Here is a 12,534-nt window from a genome sequence, read left to right as displayed (position 1 = left end):
GACTAAATATGAATATTGTAAAAACAGTAGATTTAACAAAAACTTACAATAGCGGAGTAGAAGTACATGCTCTATCAAATGTGAATTTTGAAATGGAGAAAGGAGATCTTGTCGCCATTATTGGAGATAGCGGGTCAGGAAAGTCTACCTTGCTTCATCTATTAGCAGGAGTTGATAAACCAACAAGTGGGGATATTTTTATTCAAGATAAAAATATTACCAAGTTTAACAACGATGAGATGACAATCTTTCGTAGAAGGAATATAGGCGTTGTCTATCAATTTTTTAATTTGATTCCAAACATCAACGTTCGAAAAAATATTTTGCTTCCTCTTTTGTTAGACAATAAAAAGGTAGATGACGAATATTTAAAGGAAATTTTATCGATACTAGGAATAGAAGGAAAGCTTGATAGGTATCCAAAACAATTATCAGGTGGCGAGCAACAAAGAGTTGCCATTGCCAGAAGTTTGATTACAAGACCTGCAATAATCTTAGCAGATGAGCCCACAGGAAATCTCGATAGAAAAAATTCTGAAGAAATCACAGGACTTTTTAGACTAGTAAATAAGAGATTGAACTCTACGATTATGATTATCACCCACGATGAAAAGGTTGCAAATGCATGTGATAAAGTTTATAAGATGGTGGATGGTAGGTTAAGTTTCTTGGGAGATGAGTCTTATGAAAATTATTAATGATCTTGCCAGTGGAGCTGTTAAAAATAATAAAAAAGACACCCTAGCCATTAAAATCTCCATACTTTTGGCAGTAATTTTACTAGGAACTGTTATTTTTATTTTCGACTCAATGAACACTGAACAGTATGAATATGTAAAGAAAACCATTGGAGATTATCATGTAGATATATCTGAAATTGACGAAAGTTTTTATGATAAATTAAAAAATGATACAGACATAGAAAAAGTATCTTTTAATAAAATCATTAATACAGACTTAAATGCAGTTATATATGAAAATGGAGATTCTACAGGTCTTCTCGGATATGAAATCAAAAATGGTAGAAAACCAGAAAATTCAAATGAACTTTTAGTACCAGAGAGATTTTTAATAAAAAATAAGGAGTATGATTTAGGTTCTGAGATTATTGAAAATAAAAAGACATATACCATAGTTGGTGTTTACGATGATTATGGATATTCTTTTGAAGATACTATGCTTATAGGTTTAGCAGATAGCAATAAAAAGGATTATCTATTTGAAAACAATGATGAAATAGAAGCGCAGATTTGGTATAAAAGCATAAGGGACACCTATACAAAGACTCGAAAAATTTTGTCTGAAATGAATATTGATGAGAAACAAGCCTTAGATATTGGAAGAGTTTTTTACAACAAAGATATTTTAGAGCATAGTATGGTTTATCCTAAAGGAATTATTCCACCTAAAAGTGTTGTAAATTTAGCTATAGAAAAATATGGGATGGCTTTCTTTCTCTGCGTACTTTTTGCCTTTATAATCTATGGTGCTTTTAATGTATGGAATAATAGAGATTTAAAGGAAATTGCTCTTTTAAAAAGTACTGGGATGACTAAAAAGCAAGTTAGGCAAATGATTCGAAAGAAGGCAATTAAACTTTCAATCTTGCCAATAGCTTTAGGGACAGTCTTATCATGGGCTTTTGCAAATCTGCTCCTATATTTGTTGTGGTTTAACAATTCTATCTCTTATAAAGAAATGTCAAATATTTTAGGAGAAAGTCTAAAATCTCCAGACTTTAATTTAGTAATACCAAGTATTGGATCTATTTTAATAATTATTCTGTTATCCTTATTAATGGTTTATTTTTCAGCATTGATTCCTGCAAAGAAAAGCTCAAAGATAAAGGTTATTGAGGGATTAAATGGCATTACAGAAAAAAACATTAAGTTTGGTAAGTCAAAAATAAATGGACCTATAGAAAAGACTTTAGCAAAAGATTATTACAGGTCCTATCGTTCAACCTATCGAATTATTGTTATATCTATGGCTCTATCAGCCTTTGTATTGACAACAGTTTTAGTTAGCCAGTCATATAGAACTTTAAATGAAAAATATAATTCATATAAAAGTCCGTACAATTTTAACTCTAGTATTTATACAGATGACTTTTTGAATAAAAATTTTGTGAATGATATGGAAAAAGTTAAAGGTATAGAACAATTACACATCTATCAAAGAGTAGATACAAAGTTTTATGCTGGTGAAAATGAGGACTTTATTTCTAAAGATTTAAAAAATTCTCTAGATAGTGGTAAAAAATCCAGTGATAAACTTTATGCTAGTATCTATGCACTAACAGAAAAAGATTTTAAAAACCTTTTAGAAGTAAATAATATTACAAATGCGACTTATGTTTTAGTGAACAAAGTATCTAAAGATAATAGTACGCCTTACACCTTTAGAGATTATATAAAAATTTCTGATAAGGAATCTGGAGATATTACTTTAAAATATAATGAAAAGGCAAAGGCTATGAAAATAAGAATTGACGAATCTATAGAAGAGATGCCTTATGGATTAGAGGCATATAAGTCAAATGAAATAGCTATTTACACAAGTGAAAGTAGTCTAAGAAATTTTATAGATGAGTACGGAATAGATGAAGCTAATCCTGTATATTATTATTTTGTAAAAATCAAAGCCGATAAAAATAAAGAAAAAGTATTTGAAGATGCCGAAAAAGTGATTTTGACCTATGTTCCAAAATCAGATCATGGCACTTCTACAGAAATTATAAAAGCTGCTATGAATAAAGAACAAATGAGAAATGAAAAACTATTAAATCTTGGCATCCAAATTATTCTTATAACCATTGCTCTTTCCAATGCCTATAATAGTTTTAAAGGCAACCTTAAAGCGAGAGCCAATGATTTTAAACTTCTATCAACTACTGGAATGACAGAAAAACAAGTGGAAAAGATGGTATTTGCTGAAGTAAAAATATTATTTAAAAATATTTTCTTAGCATATATCTTTATGTTTTCTATAGGCATTGTATTAAGAGCCTATAGGAGTAACTATGAATTAGGCTTTGGAATAAAAGAACTGCTAATAAATATGAATTATACTCCTATATTATTAGTATTTGTCTTTATAATTGCAGGTGTCTTACTTGCAATAAAAAGTGGTCTTAAAACAATAAACGAAAACTCAGATAATACTTTCAAGAGTATATAAGAAAAAGGCTGTGAGCATTAAACTCACAGCCTTTTCTATATCACCAAACTTCCCGAAAATAAAAGATTGTATTAGATTCCTTGACAGAACGATACCTTTAGTATCATTATCTTCTCCAGTTTTCATAAATTAAATATGTGCAGTAGATGGATGACATTTAAATGAAGATACTAAAATTTTTTATCAGTTTTTTCACTCTTAGTTATATAATCTATTGCCAAATTTAGAGTTGATTTTATAGGATGTATTTTCGTAATTGCCATACTAATCACCAGAACTTTCTTTTGATTTATTAAGAAGTAGGGAATGGATCTGCCATATTTCTCTTGATAATTTTTCTATCTGTCTATTCATCGATTCAATTTCATTCTTGTAAATTACTCCCGTTGTATTAGTTGCCTTTGCATTCTGATTTATATTATTTATCGCATTTGAAAGTAGCCATTGGATATCTCTAAATAAAATAATCCTCATAATATATACGCAAAAAGACCGTAGCTTGAAACTACGGTCTAATTTTTTGTCCAAATGTAAACCACTTGGAACTATTATTTTAATTATTCTTTTTTACTTCCAGTACCATTTGAGTACCAGTAGCCATTTTTCATTCTCTTTATAGCTTGTAATTAAGTCATTTTAGAAAATTTTGCGATTATTCCCATTCTTCTCATCAAGCCGCGCAATGCTCCTTTTCGTCTCATTGCTTGTTCTTGATACGCAGATGGGCCGTCAATAACTCTGCTTTTGCCTTACGGCTTAGCAATCGTTGGACGGACGTAGAAATAAATTAACCTCCGCCTCCGCACTTTAATTTACTTAATACTGACTTCTAGGATTCTGGCAGTAGTTATCAGCCACTCATTTCGTCACATCAGTTCCTCATTCGCGGGATAACCTTGCCGGGGTAGTCCCACCAGCTCTTTCTTCGACTTCGTCTTCAAAATCGCTGGGGCCTACTCCCTACTCCCACTCAATCGTGGCTGGTGGTTTACCGGTAATATCGTAAACGATTCGGTTGACGTGTGGGACTTCGTTAATAATTCGGTTACTAATCTTTTGTAGGACTTCCCATGGTAAGCGAGCGAACTCACTGGTCATGCCGTCAACAGAAGTGACTGCACGAATTCCCAACATATAATCATAAGTACGAACGTCACCCATAACACCGACGGAGCGAACATCCGGTAAGACCGTGAAGTATTGCCATACGTCACGTTCTAACCCATTTAGTGCGATTTCTTCACGTAAGATAGCATCGGATTCGCGGACGATTTCAACTTTTTCAGGCGTAATTTCACCCAGCACTCGAATACCTAAGCCTGGTCCTGGAAATGGTTGGCGCCATACAATCGATTCTGGCATTCCAAGTGCGGTTCCCAATGCACGGACTTCGTCTTTGAAGAGGGTCTTCAGTGGTTCGATCAAGCTGAACGCCATATCTTCTGGTAAGCCTCCTACGTTGTGGTGAGACTTGATGGTTTGGGCTGTTTCAGTACCTGATTCAATAATATCAGTATAAAGTGTCCCTTGTGCTAAGAACTCGATACCGTCCAATTTAGCAGCTTCATCGTCAAACACTTCGATAAATTCATTCCCGATAATTTTACGTTTTTGTTCAGGTTCTGAGACTCCTTGAAGTTTGCTGAAGAAACGATCTTTCGCATCAACTTTAATAATATTTAAGTTAAATTGCTGCAATGCGCTCATCACATGTTCAGCTTCATTCTTACGTAATAAGCCATGGTCAACGAAGATACAGACTAACTGATCTCCAATGGCACGTTGCAATAGAACTCCCACTACACTTGAATCCACCCCACCGGATAGACCGAGTAATACTTTTCGGTCGCCAACGTGATTGCGAATTTGTTCAATTTGTAGGTCAATGAAGTTCTCCATGCTCCAGTCACCAGACGCTTGACAAATGTTAAAGACAAAATTGCGTAACATTTGGTCGCCTTGTAGTGAAGCTTTCACTTCCGGGTGGAATTGAACACCATAAATACGGCGTTCAGTATTTTCCATCGCAGCAATCGGTGTATTCGGACTGTGCGCTGTCACAGTGAAGCCGGCTGGAACTTCTGTCACTTGGTCCGAGTGGCTCATCAAGACTTGTTCACGTTCAGATAGTCCTTGGAAGATACCATCAGTCGTATTAGAAACTTCAATCTCATGTTGACCGTACTCACGTTTATCTGAGGCTTGGACTTTTCCACCCAACATATCGGTCGTTAATTGCATCCCATAGCAGATTCCTAGGATTGGAATGTCCAGTTCATAGATGGCTGGATCAATTTTGAAGCTGTCTTCATTATAAACACTGTGAGGTCCGCCAGATAAGATAATTCCTTTTACATTACCTAACGCTTGAATCTCTTCCGCCGTCTTCTTATGTGATAACAATTCACTATAGACATGTAACTCGCGAATTCGGCGTGTAATCAATTGATTATATTGTGATCCGTAATCGAGTACAATAATCTTCTCTAAATCATATAAATTCGTAGCCATAATTCCTCCTTATTGATGGACCTTACTCTATCGTGATAGCGTCTCATCCTATCTTATTTACGATAACTCTTTCGTTAATAATATATCATACTCAAAATGGATTTGCTTGTTTTTTTGGAATCAAAATCAAGATTTATGATACAATCTAGCTAGTATTAATTCACTTTGTGTAAAGGAGGGACATAAGTTAATGGAACGTGAACCGAATATGGATATTTCATCGAACGCAACTCGAACAGGCGTCGGCACCGCTCACGGTAAAATTATTTTAGCGGGGGAACACTCGGTCGTCTATGACTACCCAGCGATTGCTTTGCCGCTACCGGGCGCTAAAGTTACTGTTGAAACCCAGGCATCTTCTCGCCAGGTTGATTGGCTTGAGAGCTTGCCTTATACGGGACCGCTCGACAAAGTGCCTGAGGAACTGCAAAATTTATGCCGTGCCACTTAATACTGACTTCTAGGATTCTGGCAGTAGTTATCAGCCACTCATTTCGTCACATCAGTTCCTCATTCGCGGGATAACCTTGCCGGGGTAGTCCCACCAGCTCTTTCTTCGACTTCGTCTTCAAAATCGCTGGGGCCTACTCCCTACTCCCACTCAATCGTGGCTGGTGGTTTACCGGTAATATCGTAAACGATTCGGTTGACGTGTGGGACTTCGTTAATAATTCGGTTACTAATCTTTTGTAGGACTTCCCATGGTAAGCGAGCGAACTCACTGGTCATGCCGTCAACAGAAGTGACTGCACGAATTCCCAACATATAATCATAAGTACGAACGTCACCCATAACACCGACGGAGCGAACATCCGGTAAGACCGTGAAGTATTGCCATACGTCACGTTCTAACCCATTTAGTGCGATTTCTTCACGTAAGATAGCATCGGATTCGCGGACGATTTCAACTTTTTCAGGCGTAATTTCACCCAGCACTCGAATACCTAAGCCTGGTCCTGGAAATGGTTGGCGCCATACAATCGATTCTGGCATTCCAAGTGCGGTTCCCAATGCACGGACTTCGTCTTTGAAGAGGGTCTTCAGTGGTTCGATCAAGCTGAACGCCATATCTTCTGGTAAGCCTCCTACGTTGTGGTGAGACTTGATGGTTTGGGCTGTTTCAGTACCTGATTCAATAATATCAGTATAAAGTGTCCCTTGTGCTAAGAACTCGATACCGTCCAATTTAGCAGCTTCATCGTCAAACACTTCGATAAATTCATTCCCGATAATTTTACGTTTTTGTTCAGGTTCTGAGACTCCTTGAAGTTTGCTGAAGAAACGATCTTTCGCATCAACTTTAATAATATTTAAGTTAAATTGCTGCAATGCGCTCATCACATGTTCAGCTTCATTCTTACGTAATAAGCCATGGTCAACGAAGATACAGACTAACTGATCTCCAATGGCACGTTGCAATAGAACTCCCACTACACTTGAATCCACCCCACCGGATAGACCGAGTAATACTTTTCGGTCGCCAACGTGATTGCGAATTTGTTCAATTTGTAGGTCAATGAAGTTCTCCATGCTCCAGTCACCAGACGCTTGACAAATGTTAAAGACAAAATTGCGTAACATTTGGTCGCCTTGTAGTGAAGCTTTCACTTCCGGGTGGAATTGAACACCATAAATACGGCGTTCAGTATTTTCCATCGCAGCAATCGGTGTATTCGGACTGTGCGCTGTCACAGTGAAGCCGGCTGGAACTTCTGTCACTTGGTCCGAGTGGCTCATCAAGACTTGTTCACGTTCAGATAGTCCTTGGAAGATACCATCAGTCGTATTAGAAACTTCAATCTCATGTTGACCGTACTCACGTTTATCTGAGGCTTGGACTTTTCCACCCAACATATCGGTCGTTAATTGCATCCCATAGCAGATTCCTAGGATTGGAATGTCCAGTTCATAGATGGCTGGATCAATTTTGAAGCTGTCTTCATTATAAACACTGTGAGGTCCGCCAGATAAGATAATTCCTTTTACATTACCTAACGCTTGAATCTCTTCCGCCGTCTTCTTATGTGATAACAATTCACTATAGACATGTAACTCGCGAATTCGGCGTGTAATCAATTGATTATATTGTGATCCGTAATCGAGTACAATAATCTTCTCTAAATCATATAAATTCGTAGCCATAATTCCTCCTTATTGATGGACCTTACTCTATCGTGATAGCGTCTCATCCTATCTTATTTACGATAACTCTTTCGTTAATAATATATCATACTCAAAATGGATTTGCTTGTTTTTTTGGAATCAAAATCAAGATTTATGATACAATCTAGCTAGTATTAATTCACTTTGTGTAAAGGAGGGACATAAGTTAATGGAACGTGAACCGAATATGGATATTTCATCGAACGCAACTCGAACAGGCGTCGGCACCGCTCACGGTAAAATTATTTTAGCGGGGGAACACTCGGTCGTCTATGACTACCCAGCGATTGCTTTGCCGCTACCGGGCGCTAAAGTTACTGTTGAAACCCAGGCATCTTCTCGCCAGGTTGATTGGCTTGAGAGCTTGCCTTATACGGGACCGCTCGACAAAGTGCCTGAGGAACTGCAAAATTTATGCCGTGCCATTGACTTAACACACTCCGCCAGCAAATTAAAAACAGGCCCGTTACACTTCCGCATCAAAAGTTCGATTCCCATCGGACGTGGCATGGGTTCTTCCGCTGCGGTATCTGTTGCGCTAATTCGCAGCTTAGTCGATTATATGCAAATTAAGATTAGTGATCATCAATTGACCTATATTGCTAACCAGGCAGAAGTTATTGCGCACGGTTGGACGAGTGGGCTGGATACATTGTTAGCTAGTACCGATTCGCCGGTCATTTATCGTAAAAGTTCCACACCGATTCCATTTCAATTTAACTTAAATGCCTACTTAATTGTGGCAGATAGTGGGATGGTCGGTCAGACCAAACTGGCGGTAGGCAAAGTACATCAATTGCGTGAAGCGAAGCCTGAATTTGTCACCAATATGATGGATGCGATTGGTGGCTTTGTAAGTCAAGCCATCGAAGCCATCCAACATCAAGATATTATCGAACTCGGTCGACTTATGACTTACAACCATTATTATTTAAATCAACTTGGTGTTTCCAACGCTACCATCGACCATTTGGTGAATCAAGCATGGATGGCCGATGCACTCGGTGCGAAGTTAACTGGAGCAGGTCTGGGCGGCTGTATTATTGCTTTAGCTTATAACCGTTCGCATGCGCAACATATTGAACGCGTCTTATTAGACGCAGGTGCCCAACAGACATGGTTAGTGAATCTCAATGCCATGTAGGGTTACGATTAAGGAGGTAACGATGAAAGACCCATCACATATATTTCGTGCTTACACTAATATTGCGCTAATCAAGTATTGGGGCAAACGCAATGAGACGTTATTTCTTCCGGTAACCAGCAGTCTGTCACTCACTTTGAACAAATTTTATACGGAGACACAAGTTCGATGGAACGAATCATCCTCTGAAGACGTATTATTATTAAATGGTGAATTACAGCCGATTGATCGTGTCCAACGTCTGATTGATCTCTTCCGAGAGCTGACACATTGTTCCCGTCCAGTACGCGTTGAAAGTTATAATCATGTCCCGACTGCAGCAGGGCTTGCTTCCTCTGCTTCAGCCTTTGCTGCGCTCGCTTGTGCGTGCAATGATCTATTCGATACTCAAATGGACGCGCGGGAGCTATCAACCTATGCTCGCCAAGGGTCAGGAAGCGCAACCCGCAGTCTCTTTGGTGGTTTCGTAAAATGGGAAGCTGGACAAGGCGATGTATCAGAGACAAGCTACGCCCATCCCATCGATAAGGCGGATTGGGATTTGGGAATGATTGCCGTTGTTCTTAATGACCAAGAAAAATCAATCAGCAGTCGTGAAGGAATGGCATTGACGGTCCGAACTTCTCCATTCTTTAAGCTTTGGCCAGAAGTCGTGGCACATGATTTAGCCTTGATGGAAGCAGCAATTGAACAACGTGACTTTACAACCTTGGGAGAAGTTGCCGAGCACAATGCGATGGAAATGCATGCGCTAATGCTTTCATCGAAACCAAGCTATACGTATTTTCAAGCGGAGTCGCTTAAAATTATGGATTGCATTCGTCAATTACGTCAACAAGGTATTGAATGTTACTTTACCATGGATGCCGGTCCGAATATAAAGGTGATTTGTCGCTTAAGTCAGGCGGATCGAATTCAACAATTGTTAATGCAAGCCGCAGGACTCAACGAATCCCAACTGATTATTAGCGGGCCTGGTCCTGCCCCACATACGGTGCCGGCCTTTACCCCTTTCTAAAATTAACAAAATGATTCAACGATTGGAGCAATGACGATGAGCCTTTTTAAATTTGTACATACGAACCGGACTACGCAAGCTAAGATACCAGGCAAACTCTATATTGCGGGCGAATATGCGGTCATCGAGCCTAATTATCCTGCAATTTTGGTGACTATCGACCAATATCTCAAGGCGACGCTGAAACCTCTTGGAGATGAGGAAACCATTCGCTTGCATTCCGAAAGTTTAGACCCTGCGATATTGGTGTATCAACCCGATACTGTGGTTCCAGCAGCTTGGCGTTATGTTTGTGCATCAATCAAACTTTTCGAGCAACTTTTAGCGGAACATAAAATCCCCTTAAAACCTTTCTCGCTATCATTTGAGTCTGAGTTAGAAGCGGAAAATGGAATCAAGTACGGTTTCGGCTCCAGTGGTGCGGTAGTCCTAGCGACCTTGCATGCTTTGGCTAATTATTATGATATGCGCCCTTTTAATTCGATTATTTTATACAAAATGGCCGTCATGGTGATGTTATCCTTAGATTCGCCTGGAAGTTTTGGCGATTTGGCGGCGGAATCCATGGGAGGATGGGTCTACTATCGCAGTTGCGACCGCGAATGGATTCGCCAACAACTGGAAGTTTTTCCAATGAGTACGGTCATTGCGATGGACTGGCCTGAACTTGAAATCACACCACTCGAAGCGCCGACCGATCTGAATCTTGCAATCGGCTGGACTGGACAACCTGCTTCAACCTACGATTTTGTGGAGCGACTTTCACACCAAATTTCGCAAAACCCTTCACCTTATCGACAATTTTTACGCGCGAGTCAAGTTTGCCTTGCGAAGATGCGTCAAGCTTTTGACCAAGGTGAAACTTCCGAAATTATGAAAGAAGCAGAAATTTACCGTCGACTTCTAACTTATCTCGATACGATTTATCAATTAGGGATGATCACAGAGGAGATGCAGACACTTATCGATAAAAGTGAACTCGTAGGCTATGCAGCCAAATCGTCCGGCGCGGGTGGGGGAGACTGTGGTATCGCTATTAGTTCTAGTCCGAAGAATCGCCCGCTGCTCGTTAAATTATGGCGGAATCATGAGATTGAGCTGCTACCTTACCAAGTCGCTCGTCCTTTAAATATTCGCTAGTCGATGGCGATTCTGCAAATTCAATCAATCGATACTGATAATAACTTTGACTAGAGAAGGAGTCTTCTTATGCAGCCAATTGACCAACAACGTAAAGATGATCACCTCATTCATGCCTTAAAACAGCACGCGGTGAGTCCGAATACCGCTAATACGTCATCGACCAGCACTTCGCCTGTGTCTTCTTTTGATAATGTACGCTTTGTGCACCATGCGATTCAAACTGACGGGATTGCTCAAAGTGAGATTTCGCTCTCAACCCAATGGGCTGGCACTGAACATCCTGTCCCCCTCTATATTAATGGGATGACAGGTGGCTCACCGGCTGCCAAGCGTTATAACCAGCAACTAGCAGAAATTGCACGTGAAACAGGCCTACCGATGGCAAGCGGTTCGATGAGTATTACTTTGAAAAATCCTACAGATGACGAAATTCGCGAGTCCTTTACCGTGATTCGCTCAACTCACCGGAATGGTTTTGTCTTAGCAAATCTCGGTGCTGGCAAGACGTTAGAAGATGCAAAAAAAGTAGTGGATTGGTTAGAAGCGGATGCGCTTCAAATTCACTTGAACCGACCCCAGGAAGTGATTATGCCTGAAGGTGACCGCGATTTCTCGAAGTGGTCAGACCACATACAAAACATCATTGAAAATGTGGGAGTTCCCGTTGTAGTTAAAGAGGTAGGTTTTGGGATGAGCCGAGAATCAATCGCACACCTCATTCAACTCGGCGCACAAACCATCGATATTAGCGGTCGTGGCGGAACTAACTTTGCCCAAATTGAAAATTTGCGTCGAGACCATCTCGACTTTACTTTATTAGAAAACTGGGGACAGACGACGGCGGAGTCGCTATTGGAATCCCTGCCATATCAAGACCAAACGGAAATTCTAGCAAGCGGTGGCGTCCGTCATTACTACGATGCCGTTCGTGCTTTCGCTCTCGGCACACGGGCTGTTGGACTTTCCGGCCATCTCTTACATCTCGTTGATCAAGGTGGGGTCACTGCCGGCGTGGAATTTGTCCAATCAACACTCGAAGCCATTCGACATTGTTGCTTGTTATTAAATGCGCGATGTGTTACGGATTTAGCACACTGCCCGATTGTTCTAACCGGTGAACTGAAAGACTGGGCGACCGCTCGTGGGATTGATTACTTAGAACTCGCACAACGTCGATAGTTTGAGTTTGGAAACGACGAATTGAAGCAAAGAAGCCTAAAGTTATTGAGACTCTGGGCTTTTTTGCTTGCTCTAAAAGTCTGTTGACCGTAGTGTACCTGAAAGTGAGTGTTAGTAAAGAAAACAGGCGATGGAGCGACAGATTCTTTTAATTCAATGCTAGGTTTAGTAGATCAAGCAGACGGTTCTACTAATT

At 39.8% G+C, this 12,534-nt stretch carries 9 protein-coding genes and 2 pseudogenes; 7 read left to right on the top strand and 4 right to left on the bottom strand.

Features of this window, described 5'->3' with window-relative positions; genetic code table 11:
- The first annotated feature begins 8 nt into the window (after positions 1 to 8).
- Both HMPREF9707_RS06055 and HMPREF9707_RS06050 read left to right on the top strand, forming a co-directional pair.
- Positions 9 to 698 carry an ABC transporter ATP-binding protein gene (locus HMPREF9707_RS06055; RefSeq protein WP_006701817.1) on the top strand — a complete coding sequence of 230 codons (690 nt, stop codon included), beginning with the start codon at positions 9 to 11 and terminating at the stop codon, positions 696 to 698.
- On the top strand, positions 685 to 3,180 hold the full coding sequence (locus HMPREF9707_RS06050; RefSeq protein ID WP_006701816.1) for an FtsX-like permease family protein: 2,496 nt from the start codon (positions 685 to 687) through the stop codon (positions 3,178 to 3,180). The genes HMPREF9707_RS06055 and HMPREF9707_RS06050 overlap by 14 nt, the downstream gene beginning before the upstream one ends.
- A gap of 33 nt (positions 3,181 to 3,213) precedes the next feature.
- Here the strand turns inward: HMPREF9707_RS06050 and HMPREF9707_RS09095 are convergent.
- The 3 genes and pseudogenes from HMPREF9707_RS09095 to guaA (HMPREF9707_RS06040) all read right to left on the bottom strand — a co-directional run.
- Positions 3,214 to 3,443 (bottom strand): annotated as a pseudogene (locus tag HMPREF9707_RS09095) (relaxase/mobilization nuclease domain-containing protein); the annotation flags it as partial.
- A gap of 1 nt (position 3,444) precedes the next feature.
- Positions 3,445 to 3,639 (bottom strand): annotated as a pseudogene (locus HMPREF9707_RS06045) (plasmid mobilization protein); the annotation flags it as partial.
- A 501-nt stretch (positions 3,640 to 4,140) separates the two neighbouring features.
- A complete protein-coding gene (guaA, locus tag HMPREF9707_RS06040; protein WP_006701814.1) occupies positions 4,141 to 5,691 on the bottom strand; it encodes a glutamine-hydrolyzing GMP synthase in 1,551 nt (516 codons plus the stop codon).
- A gap of 190 nt (positions 5,692 to 5,881) precedes the next feature.
- Here guaA (HMPREF9707_RS06040) and HMPREF9707_RS06035 point away from each other — a divergent pair, with 190 nt between their 5' ends.
- Positions 5,882 to 6,142 (top strand): hypothetical protein, encoded by a 261-nt coding sequence (locus HMPREF9707_RS06035; RefSeq protein ID WP_006701815.1) that lies wholly within the window; start codon positions 5,882 to 5,884, stop codon positions 6,140 to 6,142.
- 140 nt (positions 6,143 to 6,282) lie between these two features.
- Here the strand turns inward: HMPREF9707_RS06035 and guaA (HMPREF9707_RS06030) are convergent, their stop codons facing one another.
- Positions 6,283 to 7,833: a glutamine-hydrolyzing GMP synthase gene (gene guaA / locus HMPREF9707_RS06030; protein WP_006701814.1), complete on the bottom strand. Its 1,551-nt coding sequence runs from the start codon at positions 7,831 to 7,833 to the stop codon at positions 6,283 to 6,285.
- 190 nt (positions 7,834 to 8,023) lie between these two features.
- Here guaA (HMPREF9707_RS06030) and mvk point away from each other — a divergent pair, with 190 nt between their 5' ends.
- The 4 genes from mvk to fni all read left to right on the top strand — a co-directional run bounded on the left by mvk (position 8,024) and on the right by fni (position 12,338).
- Complete coding sequence (gene mvk, locus HMPREF9707_RS06025; RefSeq protein ID WP_006701813.1) at positions 8,024 to 8,998, top strand: mevalonate kinase; 975 nt, start codon at positions 8,024 to 8,026, stop codon at positions 8,996 to 8,998.
- Between the two features lie 22 nt (positions 8,999 to 9,020).
- Entirely contained in the window at positions 9,021 to 10,016 is a 996-nt protein-coding gene (gene mvaD / locus HMPREF9707_RS06020; RefSeq protein WP_006701812.1) for a diphosphomevalonate decarboxylase, read from the top strand.
- A gap of 36 nt (positions 10,017 to 10,052) precedes the next feature.
- The gene (locus HMPREF9707_RS06015) at positions 10,053 to 11,156 is read left to right on the top strand and encodes a phosphomevalonate kinase (RefSeq protein ID WP_006701811.1); all 1,104 of its coding nucleotides are present in this window, start codon (positions 10,053 to 10,055) and stop codon (positions 11,154 to 11,156) included.
- 69 nt (positions 11,157 to 11,225) lie between these two features.
- On the top strand, positions 11,226 to 12,338 hold the full coding sequence (gene fni, locus HMPREF9707_RS06010; RefSeq protein ID WP_006701810.1) for a type 2 isopentenyl-diphosphate Delta-isomerase: 1,113 nt from the start codon (positions 11,226 to 11,228) through the stop codon (positions 12,336 to 12,338).
- Positions 12,339 to 12,534: the final 196 nt, after the last annotated feature.

The sequence above is a fragment of the Falseniella ignava CCUG 37419 genome (assembly GCF_000301055.1).
Taxonomy (GTDB): domain Bacteria; phylum Bacillota; class Bacilli; order Lactobacillales; family Aerococcaceae; genus Falseniella; species Falseniella ignava.
The sequence above is the reverse complement of the archived record's forward strand: the minus strand, read 5'-3'. Positions and strand labels throughout refer to the sequence as shown.